Genomic DNA, 15352 nt, shown 5'->3' with positions numbered 1-15352 from the left:
CGTGTGTTTAGTAGTGATAGGTCCTGGCGAGAATCGGTTCGTAGCGAGAAGCGCTATAGGGGTTGCCTGGGATCTGGAAATGCTTCGTCGGGACATAGGTGCGCATGTAGACCCGAATCGTTCTGTCATTGATCTCCAGAAGAATCTGTGGATCCCCGGAAAGCTCTCCGTCAACGAGGTCGGCGACCTCGTCACGAGCTACGTTATGGATGGCTACTTCGTCGCGGAAGATCGAACCGATGTCGATATGTGCTTGATGCGCCGTACCGTCCATGGAGCGCCAAGTGACTTCCGCCGGTTCGGGGAAATTGGCAATGCCGACGTGGCCACCGAGTAGGTGATCGAGATACTTCGGACCGTACTTGGCTGAAGGCGGTGTCGGCTTGTCGCGGATCGACCACGCGCCTGCATACCAGACCTTGCACATTTGCGTGCTGTAACAGACCACCCTGAAGGAATGGTCCTTGAACTTCAACGGCCATTTGGGCGGCTGAAGGTTGAGTTCCGCACGCACCGCGGGGTCGATATATCGCTCCTCGCTTAACGTCTGTGCAGATGCCGCACAAACGGTAACGCCCGAAGAGCTCGCGGCGATCAGCGCCGCTATGGCAAGTTCGCGAGGTTTCATGTCTTCCCGTTCCTTCCCGGGTTTCTGTTGAGATGCGGAGCGTGGCGGTGGTCCCAATTCGCGTCGCACCCGCTCATTGATGATCGCCACGTCATGCAATAGCTGCATGTCGTGCAGCGGATCGCGCGTCGCTAGCTTGTGAACAGGGATGAGCGACGAAGGACGCGCGCCTTCCTCACCAAAGTCGTCTTCAGTTGACATGACGTCTCCATGGTTCATGCCACCGCCGTACTCGTACGGCGTGCGCGTTGCGACAAGGCGGTTCTTGCCCGTCCGCTCTTGGGCCGACGCTCGACAGCGACTTCCGGAATGGCGTCAGGCTCCTGACGCCGCCTGATGGCTGCGGGCGGCATGCTCGCCAATTGCTGGAAAGCCTTGTCCTTGAAGAACCAGTTCTTCCGCGCCCGGATCGGCTTGCAACCCTCGTAGAAGACCAATTCCTCGTCGGCGGGCAGTTCCTTGATTTCCTGCGGCAGCAGCAGTGCGCGGCGTTCCTCGATATGGCTGGTCGACACCTGCCGACCGCTGCCGCCGTGGCTGGTGCTGCGTTGCTTCTTCCGCACGGTGCGGTAGCCCAGCATCTCGCTGTAGGCGTTCGCATCGGTCTGTTCTCGCGGCGCGAACACGATCTGGGCACCGTGGTTGGTGATGAAGTTCTGTGCGTCGTTCTCGCCGTACGTGCCGCTCAGCTGGGCGCGGCTCTGCACGATGCACAGGTCGCGCACGCCGTAGCTCGCCGCGATGGAGATGCGCTTGGCCCAGACGTCCACCCGGCCCATCGCCGTGAACTCGTCCATGAGCATCAGCATCTGGTACTTCAGATCGGGCTCTTCGCCCAGTTGCTTGTCCAGGTTGTTGCCGATCACCGTGCTGAAGAAGATGTTCAGCAGCTTGCTGCTTTCGTCCAGCTTGTTCGTGGGGATGTTCACGTAAAGCGTGGTGGGTGCCTTGCGCAGGCTGCGGATGTCGAAGTCCGTGGCATTGGTCGCCGCCGCAAGGATCGGGCTGAGGAACTGCTGCAAGGGCGCCTGCATCGCGGCGATCACCGAGGAGAAGGTTTCCTCCGCAAGGCCGGCGAGGTTGGCGAATACCGTGCGGGTCTGGGGGCTGAGGTGACCCGATGTGCTGTCCCTCAGAAGGTTGTTCAGCATGTCCCGGCCCGTCTCGCCGTCGCTGCCGCTGGAGAAGCGCAAGATGCGCTCGAAGCTGGGGAAGTCGTCCAGGGTGTTTACCAGGGAAGGATGGGCGCCGGCGCCGCCCAGGTGCTTGCCATCCCAGGCCTCGAACATGCACGAGGCGAAAGCGGTGAAGGCTGCCCGGGCTTGCGTGATCCAGAAGGGATCGGTCCCGGGCTGGTCCGGGTAGAGGATGGCCGCGATGGTCTGCAATTCGCCGATCCGCTTCGCCGGCGCCATGCCGGCGAGCAAGGTCATGGGATTGAAGCGATGCGTATGGCCATGCTCATCGTACGGCGCCCAGACCAGGACATCCTGGCCCATGGCCCTGCGTTGTCCGCTGGTGGTCTTGTGCAGTTCGCCCTTCAGATCGAGCACGACGATCGAATGTTGGTACGTCAGCAGCACCGGTATCGCGAGGCTGGTGGTCTTGCCGGAGCGGGTGGGGCTGATACTGATGATGTGCTGGGCACCGCCGAGCCAGAGATAATGGCCCTTGTACTTGCCGATCAGGATGCTCTCCGGCCTGCGCTTCAGAAGCCCTGCCTTTCGTACGTCGGCCAGGGTGGCGAAGCGGGCGTCGCCATGTGTCGGTTCCGCGCTGGACCTGTGTTTGATCAGCTTGGCCCATGCCGCGCAGCAGGCGAGGAAAGGCGGCACGCAACCCGCGGCGATTCCCAGTTTGATGCGCCATGCGTAGAGCGCTACGCGCGGCTGATCGAGCGCGTGGTAGTACCGCCATGCGTTGTCCCAGCGCAGGGGCTGATCGTCGAGGCCGAGGAAGAGGTTGATGGCATAGGCCGAGCCGTAAGCCGCAGCGACGGTAGCGGCGAGCGGAGCAATGACGGCGACGATCGCCTTCCATGAGCGCATGAGCAGGTTCCTTGCGTAGTACGCAGGGGATGCTCAAATAAGTGGGACGTCGTGGCAATAATCGGTTGCTGACATGCGCTGTAGGCCGCGCTATGCCTGGTTTTCATCGATCGTCTGCGACCAGTGCGGTTCGTCCGGCGTTTCAGATGTTTCGAAAGCTGCGCCTTTCCTCAGTGCCCGCGTCGCGCGGAATACCGCGCCAGTTCGGCGAGCCACTCGCCTCGTTCGCCGAGCGGCCCGATGGCGTCCAGGGCTTCGTCGACCAGCGTGGCCAGGCGTTCGCGCGAGGCATCCAGACCGAGGATGGAAGGGAAGGTGGGTTTGTCGGCGGCGGCGTCCTTGCCGGCGGTCTTGCCGATCACCGCGGATTCGCCCTCGACATCGAGGATGTCGTCGCGAACCTGGAATGCGAGGCCTACGGCGTGTGCGTAGCGGTCGAGCCGATCGAGCATCGCGTCGTCGCGGCAGCCCGCAGCCAGCGCCCCCAGCCGGACCGAAGCGCGAATGAGCGCGCCCGTCTTGTAGGCGTGCATGCGCTCCAGTTCGTCCAGCGAAAGTTTTCGGCCGACACCGGCGAGGTCGAAGGCCTGGCCGCCGGCCATGCCTTCGGCGCCGCAGGCAGCGCCCAACGCGCGCAGCATGGCGATGCGCTGGCGCGGATCGTCGTCGCCGGGCGCGCTGGCCAGGATCTCGAAGGCGAGCGCCTGCAGCGCGTCGCCGGCCAGGATGGCCATGGCCTCGCCGAACACGATGTGGCACGTGGGCCTGCCACGGCGCAGCGCATCGTCGTCCATCGCGGGCAGGTCGTCGTGCACCAGCGAGTAGGCGTGGATGATTTCCACGGCACAGGCGGGCGCATCGAGGATGGGCCCGTCGCAGCCGAGCGCGTGGCCGGCGGCGTAGACGAACAGCGGGCGCAGGCGTTTGCCGCCACCCAGCACGGCGTAACGCATGGCGCGGTGCAGGTCCGCGGGCGGCAGCTGTTCGCCGGGAAGGACACGCGCGAGCGCGTCGTCCGCCCGGCCGACCAGCGCCTTGAGCGGCGCCGGCAGGTCAGTCGATGCGGGAGTCAAAGGGTTCGGCGGTATCGGGGGCTTCGGGGTCCAGCAACAGGCGCACGCGTAATTCCGCTTGCTCCAGTGCCGTTTGGCAATGCCGGTAGAGGCCGATGCCGCGCTCGAACGATTTCAGCGACTCGTCGAGGCTGAGTTCCCCGCCTTCCATCCGCGTGACCAGTTGTTCGAGTTCGTCCAGCGAATGCTCGAATTCGGCGATCGACGACGCGGGCGCGGGGGTGTCTGGGGCTTTCGGCATGGCCGCAAAACTAGCTCAGGCGGGCGTTTCAATCAATCGCCAAGGTGCCACACCGGTGCGCCGCCGACGGCAGCGAACAGGATTTTTCCTTCCTCGCTCAGCCATTTGTCGGCCACGGCGACGAGGCGGCCGCCGGCTTCGACGAGGGGGATGCGCGGGCGTTCCCAGGGCGGCACCGCAGCTTGCTGGAACAGGTCGCGCAGTTCCCGGGTGTGACGGTCGCCATGCGGACGTAGGGCTTCGCCGCCTTGGCGGTAGCGCACGGTCACGGGGGCTGGCAGACGCCCGCCGGTGAGGGCGAGCGTGCCACCGCCGGGAAGCGCCAGCGGCTCCCCCGACCATAGCGCCGACCAGCCTTCGTCGAAGCCGCCGCGCCGCCGCATGGCCCACATGCGACCCCGCCACACGCGCACCTCGGTGTCCGCCCATCCGACGAGCGGCAGGCGTTCCGCCGCGGCCTCGCGAACCTGGCGCTCGAGTGCTTCACGCTGTGCGGTGGTTGGGGCGGACAGGCCCGCAGCATGCAGCCAGTGGTCGAGGAGCGGGGAGCGCCATGCAGGCGGCAGCGCCAGCCAGCCGGTGGCATCCAGTGTGCCGCGGTCGTCACCGAGCCGGTCGAGGGCGCCCAGCCAACCGTCGCGCAGGGTTTCCGCGGCCTCGCCGCAGAGCCGGGCGCTGTGCGCGATGCTGGTGGCGACCTGCGGCCACTGCGCCAGGAGCGCGGGCAGTACCGTTCCGCGCAGATAAGCACGCGCAATGCGCGGATCGTCGTTCGAGGGATCGTGCACCGTGTCGAGAGCGAAACCGGCGACATGGTCGAGCAGCGCAGTGCGAGGCAGCTCGAGCAGTGGGCGCCACAACAGGCCCGCGCCGAGCGGGCGGCAGGGACGCATGCCCGCAAGCCCTTCGGGGCCGGCGCCGCGCAGCAGCTTCAACAGCACGGTCTCCACCTGGTCGTCGCGATGGTGCGCGAGGACCAGTCGCTCCCCGGGTTTCAGCGCGGAAGCGAAGGCCGCGAGGCGGGCGCGACGGGCCGCGGCCTCGACACCTTCGCCGCGGGTGAGATCCACCGTGACGCGCATCGCTTCGAAGGGCACGTCCAACGATTCGCAGAAGCGCCGGCAGTGCAGCGCCCAGACGCCGCTCTCCGCGTGCAGGCCGTGATCCACGTGCAGGGCACGCAACGCGGGACGCGGCGTGCGCATGGCGAGGGCGTGCAGGAGTGCCGTGGAATCCGGGCCGCCGCTGTAGGCAACAAGCAGCGACGTCTCGCCGACCTCTTCCAGCGCACGGTCGAGGTGTGCGGAAAGATCCGGCTTCATTTGTTTCGCGGCTTGTTGCGCACGTACGGGTGCTTTGCATTGCCGATCTGGCGCTCTTCGATGTCGAAGAGACCGATGGCGTTGATGAGTCCGCTGAACTTCGAGTACCCATAATCGCGGGCATCGAAATCGGGCGAGCGCTTGTTGACGATGCTGCCGACGGCCCCGAGCGACGCCCAGCCGTTCTCGTCGGACGCGGCATCGACAGCGTTTCGCAGGAGGTTCGTGAGCTTCGTGTCGCCGCGCAATTCGTTCGGCGACTTCTTTGCCTTTGGTTCCGCGGGTTCGCTCTCGACGGTGCCGACCAGGCGGTCGGTGTAGATGAACTTGTCGCAGGCCGAAACGAAAGGCAGCGGCGTCTTGCGTTCACCGAAGCCGTAAACGATGAGGCCCGCTTCGCGGATGCGCGAGGCGAGCCGGGTGAAATCGCTGTCGCTGGACACGATGCAGAAGCCGTCGAACCGGTTGGCGTAAAGCAGATCCATCGCGTCGATGATCATCGCCGAGTCGGTGGCGTTTTTGCCGCTGGTATAGGCGAACTGTTGGATCGGCTGGATGGAGTGGTCGAGCAACGCCGTTTTCCAGCCCCCGAGATTGGGGCCGGTCCAGTCGCCGTAGATCCGCTTCACGTGCGCGGTGCCGTACTTCGCGACTTCCGCGAGAAGACCGTCGACGATGGCGGGCCGGGCGTTGTCGGCATCGATCAGCACGGCGAGCTTGGCGGTGTTGTCGTTGGCCATCGTGGAACTCCGGAGGCGGCGGATGTCCGATGGTACGCGCTTCGCGTCGGATTGTAGGAAGCCGACGTCACGGTGTCGTTTTGCAGGTGGAGCGAGGCGCTGGGTTCCTGCTTGCGCAGGAACGGCGTCAACCCTCGCTGAAGGCGCCGTAGCCGCGCAGGCGGTGATAGCGCTTCTCGAGCAGTTCGTCGATTGGCAACGCCTGAAGTTCGTCGAGCTGGTTCAGCAGCACGGCCTTGAGGCGCGTTGCCATGGACTGCGGGTTGCGGTGCGCGCCGCCGAGCGGTTCGCGCACGATCTTGTCGATCAGCCCGTTCTCCAGCAGGCGCGGCGCGGTGAGGCCCATGACCTCCGCGGCGTCCTTCGCCTTGTCGGCACTCTTCCAGAGGATCGAAGCGCAGCCTTCCGGCGTGATGACCGAATAGGTGGAGTACTGGAGCATGAGCGTGCGGTCGCCCACGCCGATGGCCAGCGCGCCGCCGGAGCCGCCTTCGCCGGTGACCGTGCACACGATGGGCACGCGCAGTTCGGCCATCTCGAGCAGGTTGCGCGCGATGGCCTCCGACTGGCCGCGTTCCTCGGCGTTGATGCCCGGCCATGCGCCGGCGGTGTCGATGAAGGTGAACACCGGAATGCCGAAACGCTCCGCCATCTTGAACAGGCGCAGCGCCTTGCGATAACCCTCCGGACGGGGCATGCCGAAGTTGCGCTTCACCTTGGTCTTGGTGTCGCGACCCTTCTGGTGGCCCACCACCATGACCGAGCGGCCGCTGATGCGCGCGAGGCCGCCCACGATCGCCTGGTCGTCCGCGAACATGCGGTCGCCCTTCAGCTCGTGGAATTCCTCGCACATGCCCTGGATGTAATCCAGCGTGTAAGGGCGTGCCGGATGGCGCGATACCTGACTGATCTGCCACGGCGTGAGGTTGCGGAAGATCTCGGCGGTCTTGAGCTTCAGCTTCTCGCGCAGCCGGCCCACTTCCTCGTCGATGTTGAACGCCTGACCGCTGCTGGCATGGCGCAGTTCTTCGATCTTGGCTTCCAGTTCGGCAATGGGTTGTTCGAAATCGAGGAAGTTGGGATTCATGAAGTCGCGTGATCCGGGCAAGACCGCTGATTATACCGAGTGGCGGGCTGGCGGGTGTGCGTGAGGGTATGGACGCCCCGCGGCTGCCGTAAGTGGCTGAAACGCCACACCACCCGAACGGGCCCCGGCGCTGTTGCGCCATGTCTTGACACCGGTGTCAGTCCCGTTACACCCTGATGACCAATCCGGTGCGGGGGCACCTGGATGGGGTGGTTCACCCATGGGGCCAGAGGGGTGGGGGAAAATCGGGATGTACTTTCTCGCGGGCGATATCGGCGGCACGAACGGCCACGTCGCGCTCATGCGCGCCGCCGGCGACGGGCGGCCGGGCGGCATTGAAACCCTCGCCTATCGCGTATTCCCCTGTGCTTCGTTTCCTTCGCTCGCCGCGCTGCTCCAGGCATTCATCGCGTCCGAGGTCCACACCCCGGTTTCCCGCTGCGTACTGGCATGCGCCGGCCAGCCGATGGGCGACGAGGTGGTGAACGACAACCTCGCCTGGCCCGTGCGTTCCGACGTATTGCGCGCCACGCTGGGCCTGGACGAGGTCGCCCTCCTCAACGATTTCGAAGCCCTGGCCTATGCCATCGAGGGACCGCTGGCCGCCAGCGGCAGGCATCTGTGCGGCCCGCTCGTCCGTGGCCAGGGGCCGTCGCTGGTGGTCGGTCCCGGCACGGGACTGGGCGCCGCCATGCATGTCCCCGGGTCGCCCCACGCGGCCGTCTTCGCGACGGAAGCCGGCCAGATGGATTTCGCGCCCCACTCGCTGCGCGAGCGCAAGGTGCTGGCGTGGCTGGCACCGGACGGCGGTTACGTACCGGTCGAACGCATCGTATCGGGGCCGGGCCTGCTGACGGTCTACGAGGCGCTGTGTGCGCTCGACGGCGAGGTGCCCTCGCTGGAAACGCCCAGGGCCGTCACAGCCGCTGCCGCAGCGCAGGCCGATGCGCACGCGGTCGAGGCGGTGGAGCTGTTCTGCGCGGCCCTCGGTGGCTTCACGGGCAATCTCGCCATGACGACCATGCCGACCGGCGGCATTTTCCTGGCCGGCGGTTTCCTGTCCTCCATGTTCGACCTCCTCGCGCGCAGCGCGTTCGAAGAGCGCTTCCTGCACGGCCGCAGCGTGCGCGCCTTGCTGGCCCAGGTGCCGGTATGGGTCACCGAGCACGGTTGCCATGGGGTGCAGGGCGCTGCCCACTGGTACCTGCGCCACCGTGCGACATCCGATGCCAGGGAGGGCGCGCACGCGTGAAGCCGGAAATGTCTGCGATACGTCGTCGCCGCCTCCTTCCCGCCTGCACGGCCGTGGCCATGGCCGTGTTCACGACGGGCGCGTCCGCCGGGCTCGCGCCGGTCTGGTCGCTCTTGCCCATGCCCGCCAAGGCCAGGCCGGCCGGTGCAGGATCGGTCGAGATCCGCGACGGCGCGGGCATCGCCGTGCGGGGCACCTCCGACGCCGCCACGACGGCCGTCGTGGACAACTTCGTGCGGCGCGTTGCCGGCGTGCGTGGCCTCGCGTTGCGCAAGGTCGCCAAGGGCGAGCCGGCAGTGGTGGCATTCGACGTTCGCCCGGGCGCCGCGGTCGAAGGCGAGGAAGGCTATGCGATCACCGTGGGCGGGCAGGGCATCGTCGTCACGGCGCGCACGGCGCGCGGTGCGTTCTACGGAAGCGTGACGGCATGGCAGCTGCTGACGCAGGCGGGCTGGACGCGCGGCGCCGTGGCGCGTGTTCCCTACGGCACGATCGAGGACCACCCGCGTTTCGCGTGGCGTGCCCTGCTGCTCGATTCCAGCCGGCACTACCAGAGCGCCGATGAGATCAAGCGCCTGATCGACGCGATGTCGCTCGACAAACTCAATGTGCTCGTGTGGCACATCACCGACGACCAGGGCTGGCGCCTTCCGGTGCCGGCGTACCCGGAGCTGTCGACGAAAGGCGCGTGCCGCGATGCCGTAGGCAACGACAGCGAGGTGTCGGGAGGCCGGTCGAAGCCCTACTGCAAGGTCTACTCGGCCGTGGAGATCAGGGACATCGTGCGCTATGCCGCCGAGCGCTACGTCGAGATCGTGCCGGAAATCGATCTACCGGGGCACTCGCAGGCCGCCATCGCCGCCTATCCATGGCTGGGCGTGACGGGAAGGCGCCCGCCGGTGTGGACCGATTGGGGCGTGAGCCCCTGGCTGCTCAATCCGAACGCGAAGACCCTGCGCTTCGTCGACGACGTGATGGACGAGACGATGCGCCTGTTTCCCTCGCGCCACATCTCCATCGGTGGCGATGAGGCGGACAAGCAACAGTGGAACGCCTCGCCCGAGGTCAATGCGCAGATGAAGGCGCTGAAGCTGGCCAACATGGACGAGTTGCAGGGCTGGTTCATGCAGCAGGTCGCCACCTATCTCGTCGACCACGGCCGTATACCGGTGGGCTGGGACGACGAGGTGGCTGCCGGCGTCGCGCTCCCGAAGAGCCAGGTCGTGATGTCGTGGCATGGCGATCACGACGAGCGCGTGGCGCTCGCCGCGCTGCGCCAGGGCCACGACGTCGTCATGACGCCGCAGGAATCCCTCTACTTCGACCATCTGCAATCCGGTCATCCGGACGAATGGGCCGGCCCCCCGCCGGAGGTGACGCTGCGCCAGGCCTATGACACGCAAGTGGTGCCCCCGGGCGCCAGTGCGGAGGAGGCGGAGCATATCGTCGGCGTGCAGGCCGGGCTGTGGTCCGAGCAGATGCTGACATTCGCGCATGTACAGCACGCTGCGTTCCCGCGCATCGCCGCGCTGGCGGAGCTGGGGTGGTCGCCGCCGGACACCCACGACTGGAACGGCTTCGTGGCGCGTCTCCCGGCAGACATTGCCCGCTATCGCGCACAGGGCATCGGCGTCGCCGACAGTGCGTTCGCGCCTGGCTTCGCGATATCGCGCGCGGCGAACGGCGGGATGCGCGTCGTGCTCGCCAATCAGGTCCAAAGTGGCGACATCCGCTACACCACCGACGGCACCGAGCCTGTCGCCACATCCGCCGTGTATACGCAGCCGCTCGCGTTGCGGGCAGGCACCACGTTGCGGGCCGCGACTTTCGCGCCGGATGGCAGCGTGCTGGCCGCGGCTCGTTCGGCCTCGCTGGACGACGCCGCAGTGTGGAGCCGCGACAGCTCCGCGTTGCAGACGTGCTCGGGGGAGCCGCCGTCGCGGCTGCAAGGTGCGGCCCCAGGCCGAGGCCCGATCCCCGTCTATGCGGTCGAGATCGGTAACGCCTGCTGGATGTGGCGTGCGGCTGACGTGCAAGGCGCTCACCGAATCGCTGTGACGGCAGAAAAACTGCCATGGCGCTATGGCGACGAAGCGCGCGGCGCCGTGGTGCGCGCCGGCGAAGGCACCGACGACGCCATCGAGGTTCGCGCCAACGGTTGCGACGGCCCGCGGCTTGCGACGCTGCCACTTGGCCACGTCATGCCGATGGGCGGGCAGATACGGACGGAGGCCAGGCTATCCGCACCCGTCGCCGCCGATGTGCACGCCTTGTGTGTTTTCGCAACGGGCGACCCACGCCAGGGGCAGTGGGCGATCGGAAAGCTTTCGTTCCTGAAGTAAGGCGGTGCGCCTCAAGGCGCGGCCGGGCAGTACGCGTTCCCGACAGGCAATAGTCACGAGGTCACGGCTCATGTCCACAGCACTTCGCAAGCATCCGTTGTCGTTCGCCATCGCGGTAACCCTGCTGGCCGTCGCGTCGACGCCGGCGGGCGCGCAGGACGCGCCATCCGCCCAGCCGGCTGCCACGCAGGCCGCGCCACCCTCGTCCGCCGCGAAGAAGGGCGGCGGCAAGGACGGACAGGCCGACGACGCGAAAGCCGCCGTCGACCTGTCCGGCGTCACCGTCACCGGTGTCCGCGCTTCGCAGATGAAGGCGATCGACGTGAAGCGCGACGCCGACAAGATCCAGGACAGCATCACCGCCGAGAACATCGGCGCGCTGCCCGATACGACGATCACCGACTCGCTTCAGCGCATCACCGGCGTGCAGATCAATCGCGACGCGGGCGTGGGCACCTCGGTGGACGTGCGCGGCTTGCCCCAGGTGGGCACCATGCTCAATGGCGAGGTGTTCATCACCGCCGACCAGATCGATTCCCAGCAACCCGACTTCAGCATGTTGCCGTCCACGCTGTTCCATGGCGCGGACGTGGTGAAATCCGCAACCGCCAACGAGACCGATGCAGGTATCAGCGGCGCGATCGACCTGCATACCTACCGCCCGTGGGACCTGCCTTCCGGTTTCACCTACAGCTATTCCGCGAACGGCGAGCGCGGTTCCACCACGAAGCACACGGGGCCCGAGGCCAATGGCCTCTTTGCCTATAACGACGGCCGCTGGGGCTTCCTGCTGTCGGGCGACTACTCCGATACCCGGCGCATGAATTCCACCGAGGGCCTGGATCAGTACGGCGCCGTGCTCAACGGCGAGAACGCCACGAGCGCCGGCGGTTATAACGGCTTCCTCACGCCGTGGAACGGCGCGCCCATTCCGTCGCAGATCGTGCAGAACGCGGACGGCAGCGTGGACGTAAACGGCGACGGCAAGTCGAACGGCGTCTTTCTGGGTAGCCAGAATTTCGGCATCAACCAGATCATTACCCAGCGCCAGCGAAAGTCCGGCAATGCGTCCTTCCAGTTCGACATCGGCAACGGCTTCACCCTCACGAGCGATTACTTCTACTCGCAGCAGCACCAGTTCGACCGGAACGTCGGTGTCCAGTTCAATTCCACCAACTGGCAGGGCGCCACCTACGTGCCGCTGCAGTCGCGCGATACTGGCCGCCCGGCGCTCGGTTCGTACGGCACGCCCGAGCCGGGCTGGGAAGGGTCGAACATCTACACCACGCAGGTCTACAAGAAATGGCCGGGCGATGTGGAATCGTATTCGTCGATGATCCGCAAGTTCTCGGTGGCGAAGAACCTGAACCTGCAGCTGGACTACGACGACGGCGGCCCCTTCACCGGCTCGCTTCGCGGTATCCACGACACGGCCTCGCAGTCGTTGCAGGAAACCGACGTCAACATTTCCGATTCGGACGGCGCGCTTTGGCCCAACGTGCTGAAGGACGGCGTGCCCGACGACGCGGTGCCGCCGGGGACCATGGTGTATCCCGAGGAACTGGGCGGCAACCGCGTGTTCAATCCCACGGGCATTCCGCAGAACACGATTCCCATCGTGGCCGACTTCCGCGGGCGATACCTCAAGATCAGTACCCCCGCCGAGCTGGCGGCGGCGTTTGCCAATCCTGCCGCCTGGACCATGAAAACGCTGGAATCTTCCGGCAATTACGACCGCAAGGTGGCCCTCAATGCCCTGCGGTTCGACGGCAAGTTCGACTTCAACGATGGATTCAAGCTCGAGTTCGGCGTGCGCAACAGCATCCGCAACGCGGGCAACAAGGGCTGGACGTTCGAGACGCCGGTCTACGCCGGGATGGGTGCGAGCGATCCGAACGGGTGCCTCGTGCGTTACGTCGGCGCCGACGTGGTGCTGAACAGCGGCTCGTGCACGGCCGGCAACGACCTGGGCTACTTCCGCGCCGGACCATTGTCGGCCATCTCCATGCCCAACACCGCCGGCCCCTTGGCTAACAACTTCAAGGCTTATCACAACCTGCTGGGTTCCGGCATCGACTTCTGGGCGATCGATCCCGACGCCATGAAGAATCCGGAGGCGTACTGGAAATCGCTGTATCCGGACACCGTGCGCGCGGCCGAACCCGGTACCACCTGGGGCGTGCGGCTCAAGGAACTGTCGGGTTACCTGCAGGGTGACTTCAACGGCACGATCGGCGACATGCCGTACAGCGGCAACGTGGGCGTGCGCCTCATTCGCAGCAACCTCGATGTGACACAGCACCTCAGCGGCGATCCTGGCGCCTACGGCGACGAGCCGGCGGACGTGGGCAGGGATATCACGAAGCGCTCGTACCAGGACGTTTTGCCTTCGGCCAACTTCGCGCTGGACGTGACCGACAGCCTGAAATTTCGCCTGGCCTATTCGAAGAACATGATGCCGCTGGACCTCAGCACCTGGGGCGGCGGCCTGCAGTTGAACTACTCGTTGGCCGAGACGCCCGACGGCCCCGTGTTCCGCGTGGCCAACGGTACGTCGTCCGGCAACCCGAAACTCGATCCCTGGCGCTCGACCAACTTCGGTGCCTCGGCGGAGTGGTACATCAATCCCACCAGCATGGTCAGCCTCGCGCTGTTCCGCATCAACGTGGACAGCTTCATCAAGAACGGCAGCGTTACCAATTGCACGCTGCCGGATGAAGACGGCGTGGTCCGCAACCACTGCATCGTGATCACCGAGCCCGTGCAGGGTACGGGCAACAGCATCAAGGGTGCCGAGTTCGACTATCGCCAGGGCTTCACTTTCCTGCCGGGCTTCCTTTCGAAGACAGGTATGGAGATCAATGCCACGTACGCGCCCAGCAACTCGGGCGAGAAGGACCTTGCCGGCAAGAAGATCCCGTTCCAGGACAACTCGACGAAATCGGGCAACGTCATCCTGTGGTACCAGGACGACCGCTTCCAGGCACGCGTGGCGTACAACTATCGCTCGCGGCGCGCGGTGTCCGACAGCGTCGGCGGCATCACCGGGCTGGAGCTGTACGAAGCGCCGCAGGAATACATCGACGCGTCCATCTCGTACAAGTTCGCCAAGCAACTGGAGGTGTTCCTCAACGGCACGAACCTGACCAACGAGTACCAGCGCTACTATCTCACCTGGAAGGACCAGCCCGGGCACTCGACCTTCTCCGAGCGCATGTTCATGTTCGGCATCCGCGGCCAGTGGTAGGGGAACCCATGAGCGAGCGTCACTTCCACCGGTCCATCGGTGTCTTCTCGGGCACCGCCATCAACATGACGCAGATGTGCGGGATCGGTCCGTTCATCACCATTCCATTGATGGTGGCGGCCATGGGTGGCCCGCAGGCCATCGTCGGGTGGATCGTGGGCGCGCTGCTGGCAATGGCCGATGGACTGGTGTGGGCGGAGCTGGGCGCGGCCATGCCTGGCTCCGGCGGCACGTATGTGTACCTGCGCAGGGCTTTCCAGGACCGTACCGGCAAGCTCATGCCGTTCCTCTTCATCTGGACGATGCTCCTCGCCATACCGTTGCTGATGTCCACGGGCATCATCGGCATGGTGGAGTACCTGCAGTTCTTCTTCCCGGACATGGGCTGGTGGACGGCACGGATCGTTGGGGTGGCGGCGACGGCACTCGTGACATGGCTGCTTTACCGCCGGATCGAATCGGTGCGTGTCATCACCATTGCGCTGTGGGCGATCATGCTCGTATCGATCGTCGGCGTGGCGGCCGCGGGATTCTCGCACTTCGACGCCAGGCTGGCCTTCGACTTTCCGCCCGGTGCGTTCGGCCCTCGTTTCTTCGTCGGGCTGGGGGCGGGCCTCATCATCGGCGTGTACGACTACCTGGGCTACAACACCACGGCATACATCGGCGACGAACTGCGCGACCCCGGTCGCACCATGCCGCGCACCATCATCATCTCGATCGCGGCGATGATGGTGGTCTACCTCCTCCTCAACATCAGCGTACTGGGCGTGGCGCCGTGGCGGGAGATCGCCGCTTCCAAGTCCGTCGCGTCGCTTGTGGTGGAACGCAGCTGGGGCCACGTGGCCGCCGAGGTGATGACCGCCCTCATCATCGTCACGGCGCTGGCCTCGGTGTTCACCGGCCTGCTCGGCGGCTCGCGCGTGCCGTTCGAAGCGGCACGCGACAAGGTCTTCCTGTCGACCTTCGGCCGGCTCCATGCGAAGCACGGATTTCCACACGTTGCCTTGCTGACCATGGGTACGGTCACGGCCATCGGTACCTTTTTCGACCTGACCGAAGTCATCAACATGCTGCTGACGGCGACCATCCTGGTGCAGTCCATCGCACAGGTCGTGGCGCTCGTCGTCCTGCGCCGCCGGGAGCCGGGGCTCCACCGGCCTTATCGACAATGGCTCTACCCGGTGCCCTGCATCGTCGCGTTCGTGGGCTGGGTGTACGTCTACGTATCGGCATCGCCTTTGTCGCTACTGCTTTCCGGTGCGTGGATCGTCGCCGGCCTGGTGGTTTTCGCACTATGGGCACGCGTGAACGACGCGTGGCCTTTCGCACCGATCGAGGTCCAGCGCACGGCCGCCGGGGAGCATTGACG

11 protein-coding genes are annotated in these 15352 nt (G+C 65.9%); 4 read left to right on the top strand and 7 right to left on the bottom strand.

The window, feature by feature from the left end:
- Window positions 1-7: 7 nt before the first annotated feature.
- The 7 genes from HBF26_RS10360 to HBF26_RS10330 form a co-directional block, all read right to left on the bottom strand.
- Window positions 8-829: a hypothetical protein gene (locus tag HBF26_RS10360; protein ID WP_167125570.1), complete on the bottom strand. Its 822-nt coding sequence runs from the start codon at window positions 827-829 to the stop codon at window positions 8-10.
- Between the two features lie 14 nt (window positions 830-843).
- The gene (locus tag HBF26_RS10355) at window positions 844-2676 is read right to left on the bottom strand and encodes a type IV secretory system conjugative DNA transfer family protein (protein WP_167125725.1); all 1833 of its coding nucleotides are present in this window, start codon (window positions 2674-2676) and stop codon (window positions 844-846) included.
- A gap of 170 nt (window positions 2677-2846) precedes the next feature.
- Complete coding sequence (ispA, locus tag HBF26_RS10350; protein WP_167125723.1) at window positions 2847-3749, bottom strand: (2E,6E)-farnesyl diphosphate synthase; 903 nt, start codon at window positions 3747-3749, stop codon at window positions 2847-2849.
- Window positions 3730-3990, bottom strand: coding sequence for an exodeoxyribonuclease VII small subunit (locus tag HBF26_RS10345; RefSeq protein ID WP_167125721.1), 261 nt, complete (start codon window positions 3988-3990; stop codon window positions 3730-3732). Before HBF26_RS10345 ends, ispA begins: the two co-directional genes overlap by 20 nt.
- A 32-nt stretch (window positions 3991-4022) precedes the next feature.
- Entirely contained in the window at window positions 4023-5312 is a 1290-nt protein-coding gene (gene tilS, locus HBF26_RS10340; RefSeq protein WP_167125719.1) for a tRNA lysidine(34) synthetase TilS, read from the bottom strand.
- A complete protein-coding gene (locus HBF26_RS10335) occupies window positions 5309-6052 on the bottom strand; it encodes an NYN domain-containing protein (RefSeq protein WP_167125717.1) in 744 nt (247 codons plus the stop codon). Before HBF26_RS10335 ends, tilS begins: the two co-directional genes overlap by 4 nt.
- 127 nt (window positions 6053-6179) lie before the next feature.
- Complete coding sequence (locus tag HBF26_RS10330) at window positions 6180-7139, bottom strand: acetyl-CoA carboxylase carboxyltransferase subunit alpha (RefSeq protein WP_167125715.1); 960 nt, start codon at window positions 7137-7139, stop codon at window positions 6180-6182.
- Window positions 7140-7389: 250 nt separating this feature from the next.
- Here HBF26_RS10330 and HBF26_RS10325 point away from each other — a divergent pair, with 250 nt between their 5' ends.
- The 4 genes from HBF26_RS10325 to HBF26_RS10310 all read left to right on the top strand — a co-directional run bounded on the left by HBF26_RS10325 (window position 7390) and on the right by HBF26_RS10310 (window position 15350).
- Window positions 7390-8391, top strand: a complete 1002-nt coding sequence (locus HBF26_RS10325; protein WP_167125713.1) for a glucokinase — start codon at window positions 7390-7392, stop codon at window positions 8389-8391.
- Window positions 8392-8399: 8 nt separating this feature from the next.
- Window positions 8400-10733: a beta-N-acetylhexosaminidase gene (locus HBF26_RS10320; protein WP_167125711.1), complete on the top strand. Its 2334-nt coding sequence runs from the start codon at window positions 8400-8402 to the stop codon at window positions 10731-10733.
- Between the two features lie 70 nt (window positions 10734-10803).
- On the top strand, window positions 10804-13980 hold the full coding sequence (locus HBF26_RS10315; protein WP_167125709.1) for a TonB-dependent receptor: 3177 nt from the start codon (window positions 10804-10806) through the stop codon (window positions 13978-13980).
- An 8-nt stretch (window positions 13981-13988) separates the two neighbouring features.
- On the top strand, window positions 13989-15350 hold the full coding sequence (locus HBF26_RS10310; RefSeq protein ID WP_167125707.1) for an APC family permease: 1362 nt from the start codon (window positions 13989-13991) through the stop codon (window positions 15348-15350).
- Window positions 15351-15352: the final 2 nt, after the last annotated feature.

It is taken from the genome of Luteibacter jiangsuensis (assembly GCF_011742555.1).
In the GTDB taxonomy this organism is placed as follows: Bacteria; Pseudomonadota; Gammaproteobacteria; order Xanthomonadales; family Rhodanobacteraceae; genus Luteibacter; species Luteibacter jiangsuensis.
Note: the sequence above shows the minus strand (reverse complement) of the source record. Positions and strands in the feature narration are given on the sequence as shown.

What these genes read in the sequence shown, in the direction of transcription:
- HBF26_RS10360 (WP_167125570.1), bottom strand. Translation starts at nt 829, where the DNA reads ATGTCAACTGAAGACGACTTTGGTGAGGAAGGCGCGCGTCCTTCGTCG.
- HBF26_RS10355 (WP_167125725.1), bottom strand. Translation starts at nt 2,676, where the DNA reads ATGCGCTCATGGAAGGCGATCGTCGCCGTCATTGCTCCGCTCGCCGCT.
- HBF26_RS10345 (WP_167125721.1), bottom strand. Translation starts at nt 3,990, where the DNA reads ATGCCGAAAGCCCCAGACACCCCCGCGCCCGCGTCGTCGATCGCCGAA.
- tilS (WP_167125719.1), bottom strand. Translation starts at nt 5,312, where the DNA reads ATGAAGCCGGATCTTTCCGCACACCTCGACCGTGCGCTGGAAGAGGTC.
- HBF26_RS10335 (WP_167125717.1), bottom strand. Translation starts at nt 6,052, where the DNA reads ATGGCCAACGACAACACCGCCAAGCTCGCCGTGCTGATCGATGCCGAC.
- HBF26_RS10330 (WP_167125715.1), bottom strand. Translation starts at nt 7,139, where the DNA reads ATGAATCCCAACTTCCTCGATTTCGAACAACCCATTGCCGAACTGGAA.
- HBF26_RS10325 (WP_167125713.1), top strand. Translation starts at nt 7,390, where the DNA reads ATGTACTTTCTCGCGGGCGATATCGGCGGCACGAACGGCCACGTCGCG.
- HBF26_RS10320 (WP_167125711.1), top strand. Translation starts at nt 8,400, where the DNA reads ATGTCTGCGATACGTCGTCGCCGCCTCCTTCCCGCCTGCACGGCCGTG.
- HBF26_RS10315 (WP_167125709.1), top strand. Translation starts at nt 10,804, where the DNA reads ATGTCCACAGCACTTCGCAAGCATCCGTTGTCGTTCGCCATCGCGGTA.
- HBF26_RS10310 (WP_167125707.1), top strand. Translation starts at nt 13,989, where the DNA reads ATGAGCGAGCGTCACTTCCACCGGTCCATCGGTGTCTTCTCGGGCACC.